We start from the raw sequence: 24,063 nt of genomic DNA on the forward strand, positions 1-24,063 counted from the left end.
CAATGGCGAAACAAAAAACAGTTTATTTTTGCAGCCAGTGTGGTCATGAGTCTTCCAAGTGGATGGGACAATGTCCTGCCTGCAAACAGTGGAATACTTTTACAGAAGAGAAAGTTACAGAAACGAAGAAGGGAGGGGCGAAGTCTTTAAAGACTTCTGCCTCTCCTATGAATATATCGGAGGTAACTATTGAGAATGAAGAAAGGATTCCGACAGGAATCGGAGAACTTGACCGAGTACTTGGCGGTGGGATCGTGAAAGGATCTTTATCATTGGTTGGCGGGGATCCTGGAATTGGTAAATCAACGCTGTTATTACAGGTATGCAGAAATCTTGCGAATAATAAACGCAAGGTTTTATATATTTCTGGGGAAGAATCAATGCATCAGATCAAGATGCGTGCTGAGAGAATTGGAACATTTGAAGAAGAAATGCTTCTTTTTTGTGAAACAGATCTTGATGCGATCACCAGTGCGATTCTAAAGACAAAGCCTGAATTTGCAGTGATCGACTCTATTCAGACGATGTACAGCGAAGATCTTTCTTCGGCAGCAGGAAGTGTTTCACAGGTAAGAGAAGTGACGGCTGCAATGATGAGAGTGGCAAAAGAGAATAATATTGCTGTTTTCATTGTTGGACATGTGACCAAAGAAGGGGTTGTTGCAGGACCTAGAACATTGGAACATATGGTGGATACGGTCCTTTATTTTGAAGGAGAGAGAGAAGCAGCCTATAGAATCTTGCGAGGCGTAAAGAACCGTTTTGGATCTACAAATGAGATAGGTGTATTTGAGATGTGCAACAATGGGTTAGTTGAAGTTGAGAATCCATCAAAGACAATGTTAAATGGAAGACCGCTTGATGCGTCAGGATCAGTTGTTGTCTGCTCTATGGAAGGAACCAGACCGATCCTTATTGAAATCCAGGCACTTGTATCACCAACAAGTTTCCAGATGCCGCGAAGAACAGCAGTGGGAATTGACTATAACAGGGTGAACCTTTTGATGGCTGTACTTGAGAAGAGAGTTGGATTACAGCTTGGAGGTTGTGATGCTTATGTAAACCTTGCAGGAGGAATGAAGCTTGGGGAACCGGCGATCGATCTTGGAATTATCATGGCGATCGCATCAAGTTACAAGAACAGAGCAATTTTAGAAGATACGATCATTTTTGGAGAAGTCGGTCTGGTAGGAGAAGTTCGTGCAGTATCCGGTGGTGAGGCAAGGATCAAGGAAGCACAGAAACTTGGATTTAAGAGATGCATTCTGCCCCAGGCGAATGTAGATCAGATTAAGATTGAAACTGATATGAGACTCGTAGGAGTTTCAAATGTTATGGAAGCATTAGATCTTATATAATATATTGATTGCAAGTATATACAAGATACATTATAATCAATATAGAAAAAACTATATGGAGGAAAACATGGAAGAAACGATTTCTAAGAATTTTATAGAACAGATCATTGAGAAAGATATCGAGGAGGGACGCTGCAAGAAAGTTGTCACAAGATTCCCACCAGAACCTAACGGATATCTTCATATCGGACACGCAAAATCTATTTTATTAAATTACGGACTGGCTCAGGAATATGGCGGAGATTTTCATTTCCGTTTTGATGATACAAACCCTACAAAAGAGAAGGAAGAATATGTAAATTCCATCAAGGAAGATGTAGAATGGTTAGGTGCAGACTATCATGAGCATATTTACTATGCATCAAATTATTTTGACAAGATGTATGAATGTGCAGAATTCTTGATCAAGAAAGGAAAAGCATATGTCTGTGATCTTAGTGCAGAACAGATCAGAGAATATCGCGGAACATTGACAGAACCTGGAAAGAACAGTCCATATCGTGACCGTACACCAGAAGAAAACTTAAAGTTATTCCGTGAAATGAAAGAAGGAAAATATCCAGACGGAAGCAAAGTACTTCGTGCGAAGATTGATATGACATCTGGAAACATCAATATGAGAGATCCAATTCTTTACCGTATTGCAAGAATGGAACATCATAATACAGGTAACAAATGGTGTATCTATCCAATGTATGATTTTGCTCATCCATTAGAGGATGCATTTGAAGGAGTTACACATTCTATCTGTACACTGGAATTTGAAGACCACAGACCATTATATGACTGGGTAGTCAATGAATGTGAATTTGAAAATCCACCAAAACAGATTGAATTTGCAAAATTATACCTGACAAATGTCGTTACAGGAAAACGTTATATTAAGAAATTAGTAGAAGATGGAATCGTAGACGGATGGGATGATCCTCGTCTGGTATCCTTATCTGCACTTCGAAGAAGAGGATATACACCAGAATCTATCAAGAAATTTATGGAACTTGTGGGAGTTGCAAAGAGTCACAGCTCTGTGGATTCTGCAATGCTTGAATATTGTATTCGTGATGACCTTAAATTAAAACGTCCACGTATGGCAGCTATTTTGGATCCGATCAAACTTGTGATCACAAATTATCCGGAAGGTGAAGGAGAGCTTGTAGATGTTCCGAATAATCAGGAAAATGAAGAGATGGGAACAAGACAGGTACCATTTTCAAGAGAATTATATATTGAACGTGAAGACTTCAAAATTGAGAAGCCTAAAAAGTATCGTCGTTTATACGTAGGAAATGAAGTTCGTTTAATGAATGCATATTTTGTGACATGTACAGGATATGATGTAGATGAGGATGGTAACGTTACATGTGTATATGCAACATATGATCCAGAATCCAGAGGAGGAAACAGCCCTGATGGAAGAAAAGTTCGTGGAACAATCCACTGGGTATCAGCTAAAACTGCGAAAAAGGCAGAAATTCGTCTATATGAAAACATTGTAGATGAAGAAAAAGGCGTATATAATGAAGATGGAAGTATTAATGTAAATCCTAATTCATTAACTGTGATCAAAGAAGCATATGTTGAGCCAGAATTAGAGAAGTACGATAAAGGAGACAGCTTCCAGTTTATGAGAACAGGATATTTCTGTTTAGATTCTAAAGATTCTACTAAAGAACATATGGTATTTAATAGAATCGTAAGCTTAAAGAGCTCTTATAAACCAAACTAATATACGAAGCCTGTTATGAAAGATTTCAAGACAGGAGCAGTGGATGAGAAAAAGAGAGGAAATTAAATGAAGGTAATCGTGGTATCTCATGGAAGTTACGCCAGAGGACTAGTGGATACAGTACAGATGATCGCAGGGAAACAGGAAAACCTGGAAGCATTTGGACTGGAGCCGGAAGAATCTGTGGATACTTTAAAAGAGAAGATCAGACAAAGTATTGAACAGGCATCACAGGAAGAAGAGATTCTGATCCTCACAGATATTTTTTATGGAAGTCCGTTTAATACAGTTATTTCATTAATGCCAGAGTATGATCTTTACCACGTTACTGGAATTAATCTTCCATTGATGATGGAAGTCATTATGGGAAGAATTTCGGGAAAGCATGCGGAAGAAATCTGTAAAGAACTTCTTAAGGCAGCACCGGATACAGTACGGGATGTACGTGAATTATATAAGGAGGTAGAAAAATGAAGAAAATAGTACTGGCAAGAGTCGATGACAGACTCATACATACAGAGATTTTAACATTATGGGTGCCAGAAGTACGTGCAAACAGAATCCTTATTGTTGATGATATCGTTGCGAAAGATAAATTTCGAAGCAAGGTGATCAAAGAGATGGCACCAGATGGTCTTATCATTCACGTTTATGGAATTGACCGTGCAGTTGAAAAGTTAAAAGAACCACCATCATTTGATGGGGAACGAGTGATCGTGATCGCTGAATCACCAATAGTGTTTGAAGAACTGATGAAATGCGGAATCAGGATCACACAGCTTAATATTGGAGGTATGGGAATTCGAGGGGAACGAAAAACTGTGGCAAGAAGGATCGCATGCGATGACAGAGAAATGGAATCTATCCAACAGATGATTCGAAAAGGCGTCCACGTATATTTCCAGACGATTCCGAAAAAAAGCTGGGAAGAAGCGAAAAAATATATACAGGAATAAATACAAATACAAAAGAATGCAATCTCATTTAAAAAAAATTATAAAAAAAGGGTTGCATTTTTTTTACGCAGTGTTATACTTAAGAACATAGAGTTAGCACTCGATATGAGTGAGTGCTAACAATCGAAAATAAAAACAATTTTCTAATATATTTAGGAGGTAATATTATTATGAAGTTAACACCATTAGGAGATAGAGTTGTATTAAAACAGTTGGAAGCAGAAACAAAGACAAAATCAGGAATCGTCCTTACAACAGCAACACAGGAAAAACCTCAGGAAGCAGAAGTTATCGCAGTAGGACCTGGAACAGAAGATGTAAAGATGGAAGTTTCTGTAGGACAGAAAGTTATCTATTCTAAATATGCTGGAACAGAAGTGAAATTAGAAGATGAAGAATATATTATTGTAAAACAGAATGATATTTTAGCAGTTGTAGAATAATCAGATTGCAGAATCATTTTATTGCAGAATCATTTAGTCGGAGGTAATAAGATCATGGCAAAAGAAATTAAATACGGAATTGAAGCAAGAAAAGCTCTGGAAGCTGGAGTTAATCAGTTAGCAGATACAGTAAGAGTAACAATCGGACCAAAAGGACGTAACGTAGTATTAGATAAATCATTTGGTACACCACTGATCACAAATGATGGTGTAACAATTGCAAAAGAGATTGAATTAGAAGACCCATTTGAAAACATGGGAGCACAGGTTGTCAAAGAAGTAGCAACTAAGACAAATGATGTTGCTGGAGATGGTACAACAACAGCTACAGTACTTGCACAGGCAATGATCAACGAAGGAATGAAGAACTTAGCAGCAGGAGCTAACCCAATCATCCTTCGTAAAGGAATGAAAAAAGCTACAGAAGCAGCCGTTGAAGCAATCGCTGAGATGAGCAGCAAAGTTACAGGAAGAGATCAGATCGCGAAAGTAGCAGCAATTTCTGCAGCAGACGAAGAAGTTGGAGAATTAGTAGCAGATGCTATGGAAAAGGTATCTAACGACGGAGTTATCACAATTGAAGAATCTAAGACAATGAAGACAGAATTAGATTTAGTAGAAGGTATGCAGTTTGATCGTGGATACTTATCCGCATACTTCTCAACAGATATGGAGAAAATGGTTGCAGAATTAGATGATCCATATATCCTGATCACAGACAAGAAGATTTCTAACATTCAGGAAATTCTTCCATTATTAGAGCAGATCGTACAGAATGGTAAGAAATTACTGATCATCGCAGAAGATGTTGAAGGTGAAGCATTAACAACACTGATCGTAAACAAATTACGTGGAACATTCTCTGTATGTGCAGTCAAAGCACCTGGATATGGAGACAGAAGAAAAGCAATGCTTGAAGATATCGCTATCTTAACAGGTGGTACAGTGATCTCTGAAGAAGTAGGAATGGAATTAAAAGATGCAACAATCGATCAGTTAGGTCGTGCAAAATCTGTAAGAGTTGAAAAAGAAAATACAGTCATCGTAGATGGTGAAGGAGAAAAAGATGCGATCCAGGCACGTATCGCACAGATCAAAGGACAGATCGAAGAAACAACATCTGAATTTGATAAAGAAAAATTACAGGAAAGATTAGCTAAATTATCTGGTGGAGTTGCCGTTGTTCGTGTTGGAGCAGCAACAGAAACAGAAATGAAAGAAAGCAAATTAAGACTGGAAGATGCCTTAGCAGCAACAAAAGCCGCAGTAGAAGAAGGAATCATCTTCGGTGGAGGATCTGCTTATATTCACGCATCTAAGAAAGCAGCAGAGAAAGTAGCAGACTTAGAAGGAGACGAAAAGACAGGAGCAAACATCATCCTGAAAGCCTTAGAAGCACCATTATTCCAGATTGCAGTCAATGCAGGTCTTGAAGGAGCTGTTATCGTAAATAAAGTAAAAGAAGCAGAAATTGGAAAAGGATTCGATGCATTACATGGAGAATATGTAGACATGGTAGAAGCAGGAATCATTGACCCAGCTAAAGTAACAAGAAGTGCATTACAGAATGCAACATCTGTAGCATCTACACTGTTAACAACAGAATCTGTTGTTGCTAATATTAAAGAAGATGCACCAGCAATGCCAGCAGGAGCTCCAGCTGGAATGGGAATGATGTAGTTGAGTGGACGTCTACAGGGAGCAAAGCGACTCAAAGACTAAAATATATCCCCGGAAATTCGAAAGAATTTCTGGGGCTTTTTTATGCTTAAAACCGATACTCCTTCCCATCCTTCCAAACCACCCAATACTCTACATTCGCACAATCATCCACAATCGGAATGATCTTCCTCTGATCCAAAATTTCTTCAGGATAATCCAAGAGGAACACAGACAGATAAATGTTCAGTAAAGAAAGGAGTGGGATATAAACCAGTTCCATGATACTCATTAGGAAAACCATGGAGGAATAAGGGAATATCTGCTATAATAAATATATACTAAAAATACGATAGGAGGCAGATTATGAACAATTTTACTTATTCTGTTCCAACAAAGATTCATTTTGGAAAAGGACAGATTTCACATCTTTATGAGCTTTCAGAAAGTGGAAACAAAGTGTTGTTATGCTATGGCGGTGGAAGTATCAAAAAAGCAGGAATTTATGATGAAGCCGTGAAGATTTTAAAAGAAGAAGACATCGAAATCTTTGAATTATCAGGAATTGCACCAAATCCAAAGATTGAATCTGTCAGAGAAGGTGTAAAACTCTGTAAAGAAAATGACATCGATATGGTACTTGCCATTGGAGGTGGATCTGTTATTGACTGTGCGAAAGTTGTAGCAGCAGGAGCCTGTTATGATGGAGATCCATGGGATCTTGTTATCACGCCAAGATGGATCAAAAAAGCATTGCCGATCTATAGTGTATTGACATTATCAGCGACAGGATCAGAGATGGACCCATTTGCGGTAATCTCAGATATGTCTAAGAATGAAAAATGGGGAACAGCAAGCGAACATATGAAACCAAAGATGTCAATTCTTGATCCAGAATATACCTACTCTGTATCAAAGAAACAGACAGCAGCAGGAACAGCAGATATGATCAGTCATATTTGTGAAAACTACTTTACCAATGTAAAGAATGCAGATGTTCAGGCAAGATTTGCGGAAGGACTGTTAAAGAATTGCTTTAAATACGGTCCAATCGCATTAGAAGAACCAGATAACTATGATGCAAGAGCGAATCTGATGTGGACAGCCAGTATGGCGATCAATGGAATTCTTTCTGACGGAGCGGAAGTTTCCTGGTGTGTTCATCCGATGGAACATGAATTAAGTGCTTTCTACGATATCACACATGGAGAAGGATTAGCAATCTTAACACCACACTGGATGGATTTTGCATTAAATGACGATACCGCATCTAAATTTGCGGACTATGCAAGAAATGTCTGGGATGTAGTAAATGATGATGATATGGCAGCAGCCAAAGAAGGAATCGCATGCACCAGAGAATTCTTCAAGAAGATGGGACTTCCACAGACTTTATCAGATGTTGGAATCGACAAAGAACATTTTGATATCATGGCACAGAAAGCAGCCGATGGATGTGTTGGATCTTTTGTACCATTGAGTAAAGAAGATATCGTAAGTATTTTTGAAGCAGCTTTATAAGAACAAAAATAAGCAGGATCAAATAGGTTTAAGATCCTGCTTATTTTTGTTGTGCAGAGATATAGAAATTATTTTACTTTAATCTTTTTAACAGACGACCATGAACCATAGAATGTTTTAGTTCCGACTTTTTTATAGCCACGGACTTTTACATAATAAGTTTTTTTGCTTGAAAGCTTATTGACTTTCACAGAAGTTACATTACTTGATGCTTTCGTTGTTTTCTTACGTTTGCTAAATTTAGCATTCTGAGCAGTCATGATTTCATAACCGCTGATTCCGGAAATCTTTTTCCATTTAGCAGTCAGAGCCTTTTTCTCAGCTTTTGGAGTATAAATGGAAACTTTTGCTATCTTTGGTGCAACAATTTTGAAAGTTTTCTTTGTTGTTGCTTTATAACCATTTTTAAAAGTAATTGTGACTGTAGCAGTTCCAATATTAGTATTGTTTTTATAAGAAACTGTATAATAAGAAGCAGAAAGTTTTTTGCCATCTCTTGTAGTTACAGTCACAGAAGGTTTTTGTGCCTTTGCATTGTAAGTTACAGTCGTATTGTTTAATGTTACTTTTGAAAGTCTGTATAAAATATGAACACCAATTACATTACAACCCTTATTTGTGCATTTCCAGGCAGTTTCACCATCCTGTGTAAAAGTCGCAAGAGTTGTATTTCCGTATTTTGGCTTATGTCCAAGTGCTGGAATTAATTCTGTATGACTTTTGATCGGATGGTTACATAAAGAAGAGATTGCCATAATAAAATAAGAAGATAAAACAAAAAATGTTTATTATTCAATATTTACAAAAAATACTTTCTTATTATACAATTACAATGTATAATAAAAAGAAGATATTTTAAGAAAGAGGTGTACGTGGTGTATAAGATTGTCAAGAAACAGACACTCAACCAGGCTGTTGAGTTAATGGAGATTCATGCTCCTTATGTGGCAAGAAAGTGTGAACCAGGACAATTCATCATTATCAGAGTCGATGAAGATGGAGAGAGAGTTCCTTTAACAATTGCAGATTTTGATCGTGAGAAAGAGACTGTAACGATCATTTATCAGGTAGTTGGATATACAACAGAATTATTAAGTAAGAAAAAAGAAGGAGAATATGTACAGGATTTCGTAGGGCCATTAGGTCAGCCAGCTCCTTTACACAAATGTGACCGTGTCATCGGTGTAGCCGGTGGTGTAGGTGCAGCTCCTTTATATCCACAACTTCGTAAGTTAGCGAAGATGGGAGTACCAGTTGATGTTATCATCGGTGGTAAGAGTGCAGAATTTGTAATTCTTAAGGAATTATTTGAAGAATTTTGTGATAATGTATATATTGCAACAGATGACGGAAGTCTTGGAACAAAAGGTTTTGTTACAACTGTATTAGAAGAACAGATTAAAGCCGGAGTGAAATATGACGAAGTTATTGCAATTGGGCCACTGATCATGATGAAGAACGTGGTTAAGATCACAAAAGAATATGACATCCCAACTATGGTATCTTTAAATCCAATTATGATCGATGGAACTGGTATGTGCGGTGGATGCCGTGTCAACATTGGTGGAGAAACAAAATTTGCATGTGTTGACGGACCAGACTTTGACGGATTTAAAGTAGACTTTGACGAATGTATGCAGCGTCAGGGTATGTTCAAAGAAGAAGAACATCAGTGTAGAATTGGAAGGGGGATGTAAACGATGGCAAATATGAGTCTTAAGAAGGTACCTATGCCAGAACAGGACCCAAATGTCCGTAATAAGAACTTTGAAGAAGTTGCTCTTGGATATACAAAAGAGATGGCAATGGAAGAAGCAACTCGTTGCTTAAACTGTAAGAATAAACCTTGTGTTGGAGGATGTCCGGTTAACGTACCAATTCCAGCTTTTATTGAGAAAGTAGCAGCTGGAGATTTTGAAGGTGCATACGAAGTGATCACAACAGAGAATGCATTACCAGCAATCTGCGGACGAGTATGTCCACAGGAGAACCAGTGCGAAGGTAAATGTGTCCGCGGTATCAAGGGAGAACCTGTTGGTATCGGACGTATGGAACGTTTTGTCGCTGACTGGCATATGGCACATGCCAAAGAAACAGAAGTTAATATTGATAAGAATGGAATGAAAGTTGCAGTTGTCGGATGTGGACCTGCAGGTATCACATGTGCGGGAGAACTGATCAAAAAAGGTTATGATGTAACAGTGTTTGAAGCATTACATAAACCAGGTGGAGTATTAAGCTATGGTATTCCAGAATTCCGTCTGCCAAAAGATCTGGTAGCCAAAGAGATCGAAAGCGTTCAGAAGTTAGGTGTAGATATCGAAACTAACGTTATCGTTGGACGTTCTATCACAATCGATGAATTAATGGAAGATGGATACAAAGCAGTCTTCGTAGGAAGTGGTGCAGGACTTCCAAGATTTTTAAATATTCCTGGAGAAAACCACTTAGGAGTATACTCTGCAAATGAATTCTTAACTCGTGTGAACTTAATGAAAGGGTATAAATTCCCAGAATGCCCAACTCCAGTCAAAGTTGGTAAGAAAGTAGCAGTTGTAGGTGCTGGTAACGTAGCAATGGATGCTGCCAGAACAGCAAAACGATTAGGTGCAGAAGAAGTTTACATCGTATATCGTCGTAGTGAAGAAGAAGCACCAGCACGTTTAGAAGAATTACATCATGCAAAAGAAGAAGGAATTATTTTTAAATTCTTAAATAACCCAGCTGCGATCAAAGCAGATGAGAATGGATGGGTTAAGAGTATGGAAGTTATCAAACAGGAATTAGGTGAACCTGATGCATCAGGAAGACGTTCTCCACGTCCGATCGAAGGATCTAACTATGATCTTGATGTTGATACAGTTATTATTGCGATCGGTCAGAGCCCTAACCCACTGATCCGTCACACAACACCAGGACTTGACACTCAGAAATGGGGAGGAATCATTGTTAATGAAGAAACAATGGAGACAAGTAAAGATGGTGTATACGCAGGTGGAGATACAGTAACTGGAGCAGCAACAGTTATCCTTGCCATGGGAGCAGGAAAGAAAGCAGCTGCAGCAATCGATCAGAAATTACAGGGAAAATAAAAGGAGGATTCCAGATGGGAAAAGCAGTATTTCAGACTGAGATTATCGAACTCGGAGAACAGGTAGATGCTTTTTTTGAGGAAGGTATGTTCGTGCTTTTTGGAGAAAATGTACCGGATACATTAAAAGATTTCTGTCATTTCATCGATCAGAAGAAAGTGGATGGAACAATCAAAAAAGGAGATAAACTGGTTGTGGATCAGAAAGAATATCTCATCACTGCCGTTGGAGATATTGCCCAGTCTAATTTGGAGACATTGGGACATCTGACAGTTGTCTTCAGTGGTGCAAAAGAAGCAGGTCTTCCTGGAAGTATTTGTGTTGAGGCAAAACCAATGCCTAAGCTTACGATTGGAAGTAAACTTTCTATCGTAGAAGAATAGAATTTACAAGAGATATCAAGAGATTGGTATCAGGATTATATAAAAGGAGTTATTGCGAAAGCAGTAATTCCTTTTATTGTACAAAAAAGAAATTAGTATCAGATAGTTATATTTTTGAATGTTCAGATAATTATAACCATGTACAGAAAATAATCCATACATTTTTAAAAAAATGTAAAATAATCTGTTGACATAAAAGAAACTATTTGTTACCATATCTAACAATACAAATCAGATATTAAAATACAAGAAAGCGAGGAAAACAAGAAAATGGGTAAGTTAATTGGTGAAGGGATTACATTTGATGATGTTTTATTAGTTCCAGCATATTCGGAAGTAATTGCGAATGATGTGGATACACGCACACGATTGACAAACAAAATTCAGTTAAACATTCCACTGATGAGTGCCAGCATGGATACAGTTACAGAACATCGCATGGCAATCGCAATGGCAAGACAGGGTGGAATCGGAATTATACATAAGAATATGTCAATTGAAGAGCAGGCAGAAGAAGTGGATAAGGTAAAACGTTCTGAAAACGGAGTTATCACAGATCCATTTTCATTATCACCAGAACATACCATTCAGGATGCTGACGATTTAATGGCGAAGTATCGTATTTCAGGTGTACCAATTACAGAAGGTACAAAGCTCGTTGGTATTATTACAAATCGTGATTTAAAATTCGAAACAGATTATTCAAAGAAGATCAAAGAATCTATGACTTCTGAAGGGCTGGTAACAGCAAAAGAAGGAATCACATTAGAAGAAGCAAAACAGATTCTTGGAAGAGCAAGAAAAGAAAAATTACCAATCGTTGATGATGACTTTAATTTAAAAGGACTGATCACAATTAAGGATATTGAGAAACAGATCAAATATCCAAATGCAGCGAAAGATGATCAGGGAAGATTATTATGTGGAGCTGGTGTTGGTATCACAGCAGACGTTTTAGATCGTGTTCAAGCATTAGTCGATGCTCATGTTGACGTTATCGTTGTTGACTCTGCACATGGACATTCTGCAAATGTATTAAGAGTGGTAAGAATGGTCAAAGATAAGTTCCCAGATCTTCAGGTAATCGCAGGTAACGTTGCAACAGGAGCTGGAGCTAAGGCGTTGATCGAAGCTGGAGCTGACTGTGTGAAGATCGGTATCGGACCTGGATCTATCTGCACAACTCGTATCGTAGCTGGTATCGGTGTACCACAGATCACAGCGATCATGAGTGCGTATGAAGAAGCTAAGAAAGCAGGAATCCCAATCATCGCTGATGGTGGTATCAAATATTCAGGAGAACTTACAAAAGCGATCGCAGCCGGAGCAGATGTATGTATGTTAGGAAGCATGCTTGCAGGATGCGATGAAAGTCCTGGAGATTTCGAATTATATCAGGGAAGAAAATATAAAGTATATCGTGGAATGGGATCATTAGCAGCGATGGAGAATGGTAGTAAAGACCGTTATTTCCAGACAAATGCTAAGAAATTAGTTCCAGAAGGTGTTGAAGGTCGTGTAGCATATAAAGGAACTGTTGAAGATACCATCTTCCAGATGATGGGAGGTCTTCGTTCTGGAATGGGATATTGTGGAGCAAAAGATATTAAGACATTACAGGAGACAGGGGAATTCGTTAAGATTTCTGCTGCATCCTTAAAAGAAAGTCATCCACATGACATTCATATCACAAAAGAAGCACCAAACTATAGTGTAGAATAAGAATTAAGAAGATAGAGGAACCAGAGTACAAAAGCAGATGTATTCTGGTTCCTTTTTGCTTTAAAAAATGGGAGCAGATTTGTTAATTGACAATTATCAATAAAAAATGATTGACTTATAAATGAAACAGGAATATCATTAAATTACTTTGGTTTTCAAAATAGTGATCAAAAGAAAAATAAAAATAAGAAGAGAAATATGAGAAAGGTAAAAAATGATTTCAAAATTCAGCGTAAAAAAACCGTATACCGTCATTGTGGCGGTCATATTAGTCATCATTTTAGGAATCGTATCATTTACAAAGATGACAACAGACCTGCTGCCAAGCATGGAACTACCATATGCGGGTGTTATGACAACGTATCAGGGAGCGTCTCCAGAGACTGTAGAGACAACTGTAACAAAGCCAGTTGAACAGTCGATGGCAACGATTTCAAATATCAAAGAAGTAAACTCAATTTCTAGTGAGAATATGTCTATGGTTATTCTGGAATTTGAAGGTGACACAGATATGAATGCAGTTTCTCTTGATATGAGAGAGAAACTTGATATGATCAAAGGTTACTGGCCAGATGAAGTGGGTAATCCAACGATCATGAAATTAAATCCAGATATGATGCCAGTTATGGTAACAGCCATGGATTCTGATAAGTTAAGCAGTGCTGAGTTATCAGAGTTGATCAATGATAAGATCGCACCGTCTTTAGAAGCTGTTGATGGAGTCGCATCCGTAAGTAGCACCGGACTTGTGACAGAACAGATCAATGCGATCATCAGTGAGAAAAAGATCAACAAATTAAATAAGAAGATACAGAAAGCTTTAAATGGTCAGTTTGATGAAGCACAGAATAAGATTGATCAGGCTAAAGCCCAGATGGAAACTGGAAAGAATACGTTAGATGCACAAAGGACTAAAGCAAATACTCAGCTTGCTAAAGCCCAGACGGCTCTAAGCGATGGACAGTTAAGCCTTGCACAGAAAGAAGTACAGGTGACAAGCTCAATCACAAACTTGAAAGTGCAGAAACAATCTTTGCAAGCATCTTTAAAGACATTAAAAACCCAGATTGCTAAGTTGGAAGAACAGGCAAAACAGGTTCCAGATGCTGCAACAAAGATGCAGCTTGCAGCCCAGATCGAAGAATTGAAAAAGCAAGAAACAACAGCAGAAACTTCGATTAAGGCATTGGATAAGAATTTAAAAACACTAAATAGTGCATTAAAACAGATCAAAAAAGGAAAGAAAACGATCAATTCCCAATTGACACAGTTTAATGTACAGTCAGCGACAGCAACACAGAAAATGAATGATGGGGAGATTAAACTTGCACAAGGTGAAGCACAGCTAAATTCCAGTCAGAGCCAGCTTGATTCCAGCAAAGAACAGGCAAAAGAAGCAGCAAATATCAAGAATAAGTTGACAGTTGAAAATGTGAAAGCATTGTTAACAGCACAGAACTTTGAGATGCCAGCGGGATACATCAGTGAAGGTAATACCCAGTATTTAGTCCGTGTTGGAGATAAAGTTACAAACAAAAAAGATCTTGCCAATATGGAATTATTAGATCTTGGAATTAAAGGAATCCCACCGATCAAGCTTTGTGATGTAGCAGACGTGGCGATCGTAGATAATTCTGCAGATACATATTGCCGTGTAAATGGCAACAATGGTGTGGTATTAACGGTTCAGAAGCAGAATAACTATTCGACAGCAGATGTTGCTGACAAAGTTGCAGCGAAGATGAAGACATTAACAAAAGAAAATAAAGGATTCCACTATGTAAATATCATGGATCAGGGTGTATACATTGATATGGTGACAGGCTCTGTGATTCAGAATCTATTAATGGGAGCAATCCTTGCAGTCTTTATTTTGCTATTATTCTTAAAAGATATCAGACCAACGATCGTTATTGCATGCTCTATTCCGTTAAGTGTTATTTTTGCGGTGGTACTCATGTATTTTACAGGAATTACGCTAAATGTTATCTCATTGTCGGGACTTGCACTTGGAGTCGGAATGCTTGTGGATAACTCGATCGTAGTCATTGAGAATATCTACCGATTAAGAAAAGAAGGGGTTCCAGTTAAAGAAGCAGCGATCACAGGAGCAAAAGGGGTTGCAGGAGCAATTACATCCTCTACTTTAACAACAATTTCTGTATTCCTGCCAATCGTATTTACAACTGGAATTACAAAACAGCTTTTTACAGATATGGGATTGACCATTGGTTATTCTTTAGTAGCCAGTCTGATCGTGGCGGTAACATTTGTACCAATGATGTCAGCTGGTGTACTTAATAAAGTTACAGAAAAAGATAGCAAATTTATTGATAAATTACAGCAATTATATCGCAAAGTCATGACAAAACTGTTAAACCGAAAGATTATTGTAGTCATTGTAACATTAGCACTCTTTGTAGGAAGCATTATTGGAGCAATGAATATCGGAAGCTCCTTAATGCCAAGCATGGACAGTACACAGATGACAATGACGATCAAGATGCCACAGGGATCTTCTATGGAAGAAACTGCATCCATGACAGATACGGTAATGAAGAAAGTACAAGAAATCAAAGATGTTGACAGTGTAGCAGGAATGATATCTTCAGGATCTTCAGGAATGTCTGCAATGACATCAGGAGGATCTTCCAATGAAGATCAGTCTAGTATGTATATCTTATTAAAAGAAAAGAAAAAACATACAAATAAAGAGATTAAGAAAGAAATCTTAAAGAAAACAAAGAAATTTGATTGTGAGATTGAAGTTCAGGAATCTAGTATGGATATGAGTGCACTTGGTGGAAGCGGAATTTCCATACAGATCAAAGGAAGTGATTTAAATAAATTAAGATCGATCGGAAAAGATATTGCCAAGATCGCTGAGGATACGAAAGGAACACAGAATGTATCTAATGGAAGTGAAGAGACAACACCAGATATTCATGTTGTCGTAGATAAGAAAAAGGCAGTCAAGAATGGACTTACAGTTGCAACGATCTATCAGCAGTTGAGTGAGAAATTAAAAGATGCTAGTGAAGCAACAACGATCACGATCAATGAAAAGGAATACAGTGTCAATGTTGGAAACAGCGCAAAGAATACATTGACAAGAAATGATCTTAAAAAAGTGAAATTGACAGGAACGGTAAGTGGAAAAGAAAAAGAAGTTACGCTGGATAAGGTTGCGAAATTCAGAAATAGTGACAGCTTGTCTTCCATCAATCGAAATCAACAGGAAAGAACACTTACTGTAACATCAGAAATTAAAGAGGGATATAATGTAGGAAAAGTCAGCAGTGCCGTACAAAAGCAGATCAAAAAATACAATGCACCGAAAGGATACAGTATCACAATGAAAGGTGAGATGGAATCCATTCAGGAAACAACAGGACAGATTGGATTAATGCTGTTACTGGCTGTAGCATTTATGTACCTGATCATGGTAGCACAGTTCCAGTCACTGAAATCACCATTTATCATTTTATTTACGATTCCAATGGCATTTACAGGAGGATTTTTAGGACTGTTGCTTACAGGAAAAGATTTAAGTGCAATTGCGATGATCGGATTTGTTATGCTTGCCGGTATCATTGTAAATAATGGTATCGTGCTGGTAGATACGATCAATCAGTTAAGAGAATCGGGATACGAATTTGAAGAAGCAATCCTGACAGCAGGTACGATGCGTGTACGTCCGATCTTGATGACAGCCCTTACAACGATCCTTGGATTATCTACAATGGCGATTGGTTTAGGTCAAGGTGCCGAGATGATGCAGCCGATGGCGATCGTTACGATCGGTGGTTTGATTTATGGAACTTTACTAACATTATTAGTGGTTCCATGTATTTATGGACTCTTCAATAGAAGAAAAAAGAAAGCAGAGTAAATCTTACAAAACTATTAAATATGACCGCTTTCCTTTACTTTTAAAAAGAGAAAAGATATAATAGTACAAGAATCATGTCAGAATTGACATGATTCTTTGATATATGGAAGAACCATAAGAGAGAAAAGAAAGAGGATAGATCATTGGAAGGAGCAGACATATGAATCAGAAAAAAGATTATGTTCTGAGATGGATTCCGAAGTATTCTATCATTCCGCTGATCACAGCGTTAGTACTGAATACTTTGGTTTACAGTGGAACAATGGTGCTTTGTAAAGGATTATATCATCATGATTTTACAACAGCATTTGACCGGATGGTACCGGTGCTCCCAGAATTTACAAGTATTTATTTGATATGTTATGTGTTTTGGGTTGTGAACTACATTATGACTGCGAGAATCAGTAGAGAACATATGTATAGATTTTTGACAGCAGATTATCTGTCAAGGATCGTATGTGGGATTTTATTTGTCTTTTTGCCAACAACACTGGTAAGACCAGAAATCACAGGAACAGGATTTTGGGATCAGGCATTACGATTTGTGTATTCGATCGATCAATCGGCAAACTTATTTCCATCGATTCACTGTCTGGTAAGCTGGTTTTGTTATATTGGGATCAGGCATCAGAAGAAGATTCCAGAGTGGTATCAGAGATTTTCACTTGTTTTTGCAATTTTAGTCTGTATTTCCACGCAGGTAACCAAGCAGCATTATATCATAGATGTGTTTGGCGGGATCATTTTAAGTGAAGTCTGTTATCTGATCGGAAGAAAGACCAATTTGTATCAAGGACTCTGGAAAGTGTTTGAGAAAATCAACCAACAAGTTGGTTTGGAGAGAAGATCTGTGAAATACAAAGGGAAATTATCGGAGATCAAAGGGTAGGAAAGATGAAGAATAAGAAAAAAGTCATCGGTAATACAGTCTTTTTCTGTGCATTATTTGGATTGACTGCATATGCCGTATTGAAAGGAAAGGAACTTTCTGAGCTGGCGGAAGTTCTAAAATCAGTAAAACCTGCATATTATATTGCGGGATTGGTTATGATCGTTGTGTTTGTGTGCTGCGAGTCGTATATTATTTATCGCATGCTACGGCTGCTTCATTACAATGATGTGCCGAAGAAAAATTGCGTCAAATATTCGTTTGTAGGTTTCTTTTTCAGTTGTATTACACCGTCTGCAACTGGCGGACAGCCAATGCAGCTTTACTACATGAACCGCGATAAAGTTGACATATCCGTGGGAACCGTCATTTTGATGATCGTTACCATTTTATATAAATTTGTCCTGGTATTTTTAGGAGCACTGATCTTTTTATTCCGTCATTTTCTTGTGGCAGAATATATTGGGAAGGCAGCATTCTTCTTTTACCTTGGAATGGCATTGAATGTGTTTTGTGTTGCGTTCATGCTGATTCTTGTATTTGAGCCAACGTTAGCATCCAAAATCGTGCTGTGGCTGTTTCAGAAATTAGAAAAGTTCCATATTTTAAAGAAAAAAGAAGAACGTCTTGAAAAACTTCAGAATTCTATGATCGAGTATCATAAAGCAGCAGCAATCATTCAAGGACATCGGATCTTTATTTTTCGGATGTTCGTTGTCACATTGATTCAGAGACTGATCCATTTTTCAATTACGTATCTTGTATACAGAGCAATGGGACTTTCTGCATTAGGATTTATTGATGTAGTTGCTCTACAGAGTGTTATTTCAATTTCTGTGGATATGCTTCCGTTGCCAGGCGGAATGGGAATCAGTGAAGGCTTATTTTTAAATATCTTTAAGAAGATTTTTGTTGGCGGATTATTATATCCGGCAATGCTGTTAAGCCGAGGAATCAGTTATTATGCACTGGTATTGATCAGTGCAGTGATGACAGGAGTCGCACATGTTACGATAAAGCGTAAAGAATAGAGGGAAAAAGGTATGATAGGATTTTATAATGCATCTGTAATACTGACATATTTAGGAGTTGTCAGTGCAGTATTTGGAATGTCACAGGCATTCAATGGAAACTTTAAGATCGCAATTTTATGTTTGATGATCTCAGGATTAACAGATATGTATGATGGAACGATCGCAAAGATGATCAAGAGAAGCGAAGACGCCAAGAAGTTTGGAATCGAGATTGATTCTTTATGTGATCTTGTCTGTTTTGGAGTGTATCCGGTTGTGATCGGTTACTGCCTTGGAATGGACCAATGGTATGCAAGGATCATTTATATGTGTTATGTTTTAGGCGGAGTTATTCGTCTGGCATATTTTAATGTTACAGAAGAACAGCGTCAGGCACACAGCAGTTCCAGAAGAAAACATTATCAGGGACTGCCAATTACATCGGTTGCACTGATCATTCCGATCGTATATCAGCTTCGAAGATTCTTTCCAGAAGAATTTCCATACATATATGTTGCAATGTTAGCAGTGATTGCTTTCTTATTTGTATTTGATTTTAAAGTCTTTAAACCAGATAAGAAATGTATGCTTGCATTTGTAGTTATTGGAGCATTGATCGCAGTAAAGATGTTCTTACTGTAAGATGATAGGAGAATTGTAGATGAGATATGCCGATAGAGATGGGAATATTTATGAAGAAGAGAATGGGCAGGATCGTCTGTTAAACTGGATGTATACAACTATGGCAGGACGATCTAGTTTAAAGATATTGACCAGACCTTGGGTATCCAAATTAGGGGGAGCTTTCTTAAGTTCTCCCATTTCTAAATGTCTGATCAAGGGATTTATTAAGAATAATCACATTGATATGAGTGAATATGAGGAAAAGAATTATAAGTCATACAATGAATTCTTCTCAAGAAAGATCAAAGAAGGAAAACGTCCATTTCCGGAAGACAAAAATATCTTAGGAAGTCCATGTGACTGTAAAGTGAGTGTTTATCCGATTGAAGAAAATACATCATTTGTTGTAAAGAATACAAGATACACTTTGGATTCATTGATCAGAAATCGAAAGATCGCAAGACATTTTCAAGATGGATATGCAGTGATCTTGCGTTTAACGGTTGATGATTATCACAGATACTGTTATTTCGATGATGGGATCAAGAGCGAGAATCACAGGATAGAAGGAGTTTATCATACGGTCAATCCAATTGCTAATGATCATGTAAAGATCTATAAAGAGAATACCAGAGAATACACAATGATGAAGACAAAGCATTTTGGGGATGCACTCCAGATGGAAGTCGGCGCATTGATGGTAGGAAAGATTGTCAATCACGATGGTGCAGGATCTATGAAACGTGGGATTGAAAAAGGATATTTCCAGTTTGGTGGATCAACGATCATTTTATTATTCGAGAAGGATAGAGTGGAGATTAGAGAAGAATTATTAGAACGCACAAAGAATCAGTGTGAGACAAAGATCAAACAAGGTGAGATGATCGGAAGAGCATTGGTATGACTTTAGAATAAAATATTGACAGAATCGTCATATATGCGTATACTGAATTCATAAGTTGAAGGAGCAACGAATTTTCGTTGCTCCTTTTTGCATTTAAAATAAAAAAACAGATCAGAGAGGAGCGATAAATATGTTAAGTAAGATCATATCTGATGTAGATGCTTTCGTATGGGGACCAGTGATGCTAGTTCTTCTTGTAGGAACAGGAATCCTTTTGACGATTCGCTGTAACTTTTTGACTTGGAGAAATCTTCCTTGGGCAATTAAAAAGACATTAAGCAAGGAATCCAGAACAAAAAGCAGAGGGAAAGGAGATGTATCTCCATTTTCGGCATTAACAACAGCTTTGGCGGCAACGATTGGTACTGGAAATATCGTAGGAGTAGCAACAGCGATGGTTTCCGGCGGTGCAGGAGCATTGGTCTGGATGTGGATTTCAGCTTGTTTTGGATTATCTTCTAAGTTTTCAGAATGTATGTTAGCGATCAAATACAGAGAAGTCAATGAGCGAGGCGAAATGTCTGGTGGTCCAATGTACACAATGAAGAAAGCGATCAAAAATAAAAAACTAGGAGCAGTACTTGGATGGCTTTTTGCATTATTTGCAGTGATCGCATCGTTTGGAATCGGAAATATGACGCAGGGAAACTCAATCTCTACAGCAGTTCATGAGACATTTGGTATCTCACAAGGGGTTGTGGGAGCTGTGATCACAGTATTAGCTTTAATGATCATTATCGGAGGAATCAAATCGATATCCAAAGTATCATCTATCGTAGTCCCTGTAATGGCAATTTTCTATATCATCGCAGGAATTATCGTGATCTTAGGAAACATCAGCAATCTTCCAGCAGGACTTTCCATGATCTTCCATATGGCATTCAGTGTCAAAGCAGTTGGCGGTGCTCTTTGTGGAAATATCGTAGCATCTATGATGAATGCAGCACGTTATGGAGTTGCCAGAGGATGTTTTTCAAATGAGGCAGGAATGGGATCTGCAGCGATCACAGCGGTAGCAGCGACAACAGATCATCCAGTCCGTCAGGCATATATTAATATGACAGGAACTTTCTGGGATACGATCGTTGTCTGTACGATCACAGGTCTTGCGATCGCAAGTTCTGGAATGCTTGGACAGATCGATCCGGCTACAGGTGAGATGTACATAGGATCAGCATTAACAATTGCAGCATTTTCAACAGTTCTTGGAAAGGTTGGAGCATATTTAGTAACGATCGGAATTGTATTATTTGCATTTTCAACGATCCTTGGATGGGAGTATCATGGAGAAAAAGCATTTGAGTATTTGATGGGAACTCATAAATTTAATATGATCTATCGAATTATATTTTCACTGGTAGCATATGTGGGAGCAACGCAGACACTAGAACTTGTATGGAATTTCTCAGATATTGCTAATGCGTTGATGGCAATTCCAAACTTGATCTGTATGCTGTTATTAAGCGGTGAGATCGCTAAGGATGTGAAAGAATTTCAGAAGATCATCGAGGAGGAGAAAGCAGGAAAAAAGAGATAGGACTAATTAGAAAAGAGAAAGTTTTTCGTATAGTTTTTTAAAGACAAATAAAAATATAAAGAATATTTAATAAAAAATTAACATCTGAAACACTTGATTAACAAATATCCCTCTGTTATAATCAATAACTGATGTATTATGTCAAAAGCAGAAGTTATCTGGAGGGTACTATGAGATTGAACAAGATGACTGGCAGAGTGATCGCAACGATGGGAATCGCAGCAATGATGATGACACAGACAGCAGGGGTTATGGCTGCAGAGCAGACAGAGAACAAGCAATTAAAAGTTGTTTATTATAATCAGGCAGATTATCCGGGGAAGAAGATCGGCGGAAGTACGATTCAGGCAGCAGGATGCGGACCAACCGCAGTTGCTGTATGCTACAGTTCTTTAACTGGAAAGAAAGCTGATGTTCCAAAGATGTGCAAACAGGCATATAAACATGGATGGTATTACACAGGACAGGGATGTTCTCACAGCGTAGTTCCAGGATTATCCAAATTATACGGAATGCAGTGTAAAGGTCTCGGAATGGATAAAGATGCTGTAGAGAAAGCATTAAGAGCAGGACATCCAGTCGTGGCACTGATGGGGCCTGGAGATTTCACAAAGAATGGACATTTTGTTGTATTAACAAGAATGGTCGGCAAAGATAAAGTAAAGATTGCCGATGTAGGAAGCAGAGCCAGAACAGCTGAGACGTGGTCGCTTAAGAAAGTAATCCGACAAGGCAAAGAAGGTGCTAATGCAGGGGGACCATTCTGGGAGATCAGTGTGAAAGAAGAGAAGCAGGAAGAACCAGATTATAAACAAAAGATGTTAGATGGTCACAAAAACATAGATGCTGTGACAAATGCGATCGATAAGATTGCGGATTAGAATTAAAAATAAAAAAGAACATTTCATAAATGAGATATTTTGTGGAATGTTCTTTTTTGTTGTTATGGAAATTGCATAATGATCAACAAGCGAACGGAAAGATGCAATAGGAATAATGACCCTGTGTATTGTATACAAAAAATAAAATGTGCTTTGATACGATTCTTCTTCTTTCTTCATTTTTTTCAAAGAATGGGTAATGATATATGCCCGGTTTCCCAGCGTGTTAAATCGACGATTGTTGGAACTTTCGAGTCTGGCATCAGAACAGAAGATGAACTCACTGTAATCAAAATCCTGCAGGATTTATAAAGCCTGCAAAGTGTTTTTAATTTATTCAACTGTCAAACTCCCGAGAAACATTCGTCATAATGCACAAAAAAAGTTTGTGAAATTGGAATAAATGACGAAAATAGAAAAAACAATGGACAAATAAAAAGTTACTTGATATTATAATGACAGTAAGTTTGTTATTACGTAATGGTAAGCAAGACTGTTTATGACATAGGAAGAGAAGTATGTCTTAAGCAGTCTTTTTTATGTTATAGGAAATTCCGATGGAATCCCCTATGATACAAAAAATGATGAAAAACTTAGATAAAATTAGAGGAGAGGATGAACGTGAAAATAATCAGAGTTCTGAATACAAATGCTGTTGTCAGTGTAGATTCACAAGGAAGGGAATTGATCATGACAGGTCCAGGAATTGGATTTAAAAAAAGAAAAGGTGAAAATATTGATCAGTCTCTGGTAGATAAGACATATCATCTAGAGAATAAAGAAGAAAGCAAGAGACTACAGGAAGTAGTAAAAGAGATTTCGGAAGAATACCTTGGAATTGCGGATCGTGTAGTAAAAGAGGCAAAAAAAGAAAAATTAGAAATAAGAGATTCCTTATATGTGACACTGACGGATCATATCAATTCAGCAGTCGCTCGTTATCGAGAAGGAATCGCATTAAAGAATATGATGAAAATCGATATTCGTAAGTTTTATCCAAAGGAATATCAGGTTGGTATGCATGCGATTGAATGGATTAAAGAACAGACAGGAGAGGATTTGGGAGATGATGAAGCTGCATTTATTGCAATGCATATCGTGTCTGCAGAATTAAATGCACAGAATATAATCGATGTGAATCAGATTACAGAGTTGATCAATACAGTCTTACAGATTGTAAGGATTCATTTTAAGATAGATTTAAATGAAGAATCTATTTCGTATGAGAGATTTTTAACACATTTAAAGTTTTTTGCGGCAAGAGTCTTTGACCATATGGAATATGAAGATACGATGCAAGAAATTTATAAAGTGATGGTAGAACAGAATAAAAATGCTTTTTCAGGAGTAAAAAAAATTGCAGAATATATTAAAAAGCAATATAACTATAAATTAACAATTGATGAACAATTATATTTATTAATTCATATCAAACGAATTTTAGATGAACAAACAAAATAATC

20 protein-coding genes are annotated in these 24,063 nt (G+C 37.6%); 19 read left to right on the top strand and 1 reads right to left on the bottom strand.

Annotated features, from left to right (window positions below; genetic code table 11):
* The first annotated feature begins 2 nt into the window (after positions 1–2).
* The 7 genes from radA (at position 3) to KE503_RS09970 (ending at position 7,663) form a co-directional block, all read left to right on the top strand.
* The gene (gene radA, locus KE503_RS09940; protein WP_022374230.1) at positions 3–1,358 is read left to right on the top strand and encodes a DNA repair protein RadA; all 1,356 of its coding nucleotides are present in this window, start codon (positions 3–5) and stop codon (positions 1,356–1,358) included.
* A gap of 55 nt (positions 1,359–1,413) precedes the next feature.
* Positions 1,414–3,084: a glutamine--tRNA ligase/YqeY domain fusion protein gene (locus tag KE503_RS09945; RefSeq protein WP_055196641.1), complete on the top strand. Its 1,671-nt coding sequence runs from the start codon at positions 1,414–1,416 to the stop codon at positions 3,082–3,084.
* 66 nt (positions 3,085–3,150) lie between these two features.
* Positions 3,151–3,558 (top strand): PTS sugar transporter subunit IIA, encoded by a 408-nt coding sequence (locus KE503_RS09950; RefSeq protein WP_212385118.1) that lies wholly within the window; start codon positions 3,151–3,153, stop codon positions 3,556–3,558.
* Positions 3,555–4,040 (top strand): PTS sugar transporter subunit IIB, encoded by a 486-nt coding sequence (locus tag KE503_RS09955; protein ID WP_022374227.1) that lies wholly within the window; start codon positions 3,555–3,557, stop codon positions 4,038–4,040. Before KE503_RS09950 ends, KE503_RS09955 begins: the two co-directional genes overlap by 4 nt.
* Positions 4,041–4,210: 170 nt before the next feature.
* Positions 4,211–4,483 (top strand): co-chaperone GroES, encoded by a 273-nt coding sequence (locus tag KE503_RS09960; RefSeq protein WP_022374226.1) that lies wholly within the window; start codon positions 4,211–4,213, stop codon positions 4,481–4,483.
* A 54-nt stretch (positions 4,484–4,537) separates the two neighbouring features.
* Positions 4,538–6,163: a chaperonin GroEL gene (groL, locus tag KE503_RS09965; RefSeq protein WP_055196643.1), complete on the top strand. Its 1,626-nt coding sequence runs from the start codon at positions 4,538–4,540 to the stop codon at positions 6,161–6,163.
* A gap of 345 nt (positions 6,164–6,508) precedes the next feature.
* On the top strand, positions 6,509–7,663 hold the full coding sequence (locus tag KE503_RS09970; RefSeq protein WP_212385119.1) for an iron-containing alcohol dehydrogenase: 1,155 nt from the start codon (positions 6,509–6,511) through the stop codon (positions 7,661–7,663).
* A 68-nt stretch (positions 7,664–7,731) separates the two neighbouring features.
* Here KE503_RS09970 and KE503_RS09975 read toward each other — a convergent pair whose 3' ends face one another.
* The gene (locus KE503_RS09975; protein WP_212385120.1) at positions 7,732–8,418 is read right to left on the bottom strand and encodes a hypothetical protein; all 687 of its coding nucleotides are present in this window, start codon (positions 8,416–8,418) and stop codon (positions 7,732–7,734) included.
* 120 nt (positions 8,419–8,538) lie between these two features.
* Here KE503_RS09975 and KE503_RS09980 point away from each other — a divergent pair, with 120 nt between their 5' ends.
* The 12 genes from KE503_RS09980 (at position 8,539) to licT (ending at position 24,061) form a co-directional block, all read left to right on the top strand.
* Positions 8,539–9,360 carry a sulfide/dihydroorotate dehydrogenase-like FAD/NAD-binding protein gene (locus tag KE503_RS09980; protein ID WP_055196646.1) on the top strand — a complete coding sequence of 274 codons (822 nt, stop codon included), beginning with the start codon at positions 8,539–8,541 and terminating at the stop codon, positions 9,358–9,360.
* Between the two features lie 3 nt (positions 9,361–9,363).
* Positions 9,364–10,755, top strand: a complete 1,392-nt coding sequence (gene gltA, locus KE503_RS09985) for an NADPH-dependent glutamate synthase (RefSeq protein WP_055196647.1) — start codon at positions 9,364–9,366, stop codon at positions 10,753–10,755.
* A 14-nt stretch (positions 10,756–10,769) separates the two neighbouring features.
* Positions 10,770–11,138 carry a PTS glucitol/sorbitol transporter subunit IIA gene (locus KE503_RS09990; RefSeq protein ID WP_055196648.1) on the top strand — a complete coding sequence of 123 codons (369 nt, stop codon included), beginning with the start codon at positions 10,770–10,772 and terminating at the stop codon, positions 11,136–11,138.
* Positions 11,139–11,408: 270 nt separating this feature from the next.
* The gene (guaB, locus tag KE503_RS09995) at positions 11,409–12,860 is read left to right on the top strand and encodes an IMP dehydrogenase (RefSeq protein ID WP_022374867.1); all 1,452 of its coding nucleotides are present in this window, start codon (positions 11,409–11,411) and stop codon (positions 12,858–12,860) included.
* Positions 12,861–13,074: 214 nt separating this feature from the next.
* Positions 13,075–16,752 carry an efflux RND transporter permease subunit gene (locus KE503_RS10000; RefSeq protein WP_212385121.1) on the top strand — a complete coding sequence of 1,226 codons (3,678 nt, stop codon included), beginning with the start codon at positions 13,075–13,077 and terminating at the stop codon, positions 16,750–16,752.
* A gap of 160 nt (positions 16,753–16,912) precedes the next feature.
* Entirely contained in the window at positions 16,913–17,641 is a 729-nt protein-coding gene (locus KE503_RS10005; protein ID WP_212385122.1) for a phosphatase PAP2 family protein, read from the top strand.
* A gap of 5 nt (positions 17,642–17,646) precedes the next feature.
* On the top strand, positions 17,647–18,672 hold the full coding sequence (locus KE503_RS10010) for a lysylphosphatidylglycerol synthase transmembrane domain-containing protein (protein ID WP_212385123.1): 1,026 nt from the start codon (positions 17,647–17,649) through the stop codon (positions 18,670–18,672).
* Between the two features lie 12 nt (positions 18,673–18,684).
* Entirely contained in the window at positions 18,685–19,296 is a 612-nt protein-coding gene (locus KE503_RS10015; RefSeq protein WP_008391894.1) for a CDP-alcohol phosphatidyltransferase family protein, read from the top strand.
* Between the two features lie 19 nt (positions 19,297–19,315).
* Positions 19,316–20,182, top strand: coding sequence for a phosphatidylserine decarboxylase (locus KE503_RS10020; protein WP_212385124.1), 867 nt, complete (start codon positions 19,316–19,318; stop codon positions 20,180–20,182).
* Between the two features lie 130 nt (positions 20,183–20,312).
* Positions 20,313–21,719 (top strand): alanine/glycine:cation symporter family protein, encoded by a 1,407-nt coding sequence (locus tag KE503_RS10025; RefSeq protein WP_212385125.1) that lies wholly within the window; start codon positions 20,313–20,315, stop codon positions 21,717–21,719.
* A 170-nt stretch (positions 21,720–21,889) separates the two neighbouring features.
* On the top strand, positions 21,890–22,600 hold the full coding sequence (locus KE503_RS10030; protein ID WP_022375507.1) for a C39 family peptidase: 711 nt from the start codon (positions 21,890–21,892) through the stop codon (positions 22,598–22,600).
* Between the two features lie 615 nt (positions 22,601–23,215).
* A complete protein-coding gene (gene licT, locus KE503_RS10035) occupies positions 23,216–24,061 on the top strand; it encodes a BglG family transcription antiterminator LicT (RefSeq protein WP_055196654.1) in 846 nt (281 codons plus the stop codon).
* The last annotated feature ends 2 nt before the right edge of the window (positions 24,062–24,063 follow it).

The sequence above is a fragment of the Anaerostipes sp. Marseille-Q3525 genome (assembly GCF_018223505.1).
Lineage (GTDB): Bacteria > Bacillota > Clostridia > Lachnospirales > Lachnospiraceae > Anaerostipes > Anaerostipes amylophilus.

Excerpts from the sequence above, each read along its gene's own strand:
- radA (WP_022374230.1), top strand. The coding sequence starts at position 3 with ATGGCGAAACAAAAAACAGTTTATTTTTGCAGCCAGTGTGGTCATGAG.
- KE503_RS09945 (WP_055196641.1), top strand. The coding sequence starts at position 1,414 with ATGGAGGAAAACATGGAAGAAACGATTTCTAAGAATTTTATAGAACAG.
- KE503_RS09950 (WP_212385118.1), top strand. The coding sequence starts at position 3,151 with ATGAAGGTAATCGTGGTATCTCATGGAAGTTACGCCAGAGGACTAGTG.
- KE503_RS09955 (WP_022374227.1), top strand. The coding sequence starts at position 3,555 with ATGAAGAAAATAGTACTGGCAAGAGTCGATGACAGACTCATACATACA.
- KE503_RS09960 (WP_022374226.1), top strand. The coding sequence starts at position 4,211 with ATGAAGTTAACACCATTAGGAGATAGAGTTGTATTAAAACAGTTGGAA.
- groL (WP_055196643.1), top strand. The coding sequence starts at position 4,538 with ATGGCAAAAGAAATTAAATACGGAATTGAAGCAAGAAAAGCTCTGGAA.
- KE503_RS09970 (WP_212385119.1), top strand. The coding sequence starts at position 6,509 with ATGAACAATTTTACTTATTCTGTTCCAACAAAGATTCATTTTGGAAAA.
- KE503_RS09975 (WP_212385120.1), bottom strand. The coding sequence starts at position 8,418 with ATGGCAATCTCTTCTTTATGTAACCATCCGATCAAAAGTCATACAGAA.
- gltA (WP_055196647.1), top strand. The coding sequence starts at position 9,364 with ATGGCAAATATGAGTCTTAAGAAGGTACCTATGCCAGAACAGGACCCA.
- KE503_RS09990 (WP_055196648.1), top strand. The coding sequence starts at position 10,770 with ATGGGAAAAGCAGTATTTCAGACTGAGATTATCGAACTCGGAGAACAG.
- guaB (WP_022374867.1), top strand. The coding sequence starts at position 11,409 with ATGGGTAAGTTAATTGGTGAAGGGATTACATTTGATGATGTTTTATTA.
- KE503_RS10000 (WP_212385121.1), top strand. The coding sequence starts at position 13,075 with ATGATTTCAAAATTCAGCGTAAAAAAACCGTATACCGTCATTGTGGCG.
- KE503_RS10005 (WP_212385122.1), top strand. The coding sequence starts at position 16,913 with ATGAATCAGAAAAAAGATTATGTTCTGAGATGGATTCCGAAGTATTCT.
- KE503_RS10010 (WP_212385123.1), top strand. The coding sequence starts at position 17,647 with ATGAAGAATAAGAAAAAAGTCATCGGTAATACAGTCTTTTTCTGTGCA.
- KE503_RS10015 (WP_008391894.1), top strand. The coding sequence starts at position 18,685 with ATGATAGGATTTTATAATGCATCTGTAATACTGACATATTTAGGAGTT.
- KE503_RS10020 (WP_212385124.1), top strand. The coding sequence starts at position 19,316 with ATGAGATATGCCGATAGAGATGGGAATATTTATGAAGAAGAGAATGGG.
- KE503_RS10025 (WP_212385125.1), top strand. The coding sequence starts at position 20,313 with ATGTTAAGTAAGATCATATCTGATGTAGATGCTTTCGTATGGGGACCA.
- KE503_RS10030 (WP_022375507.1), top strand. The coding sequence starts at position 21,890 with ATGAGATTGAACAAGATGACTGGCAGAGTGATCGCAACGATGGGAATC.
- licT (WP_055196654.1), top strand. The coding sequence starts at position 23,216 with ATGAACGTGAAAATAATCAGAGTTCTGAATACAAATGCTGTTGTCAGT.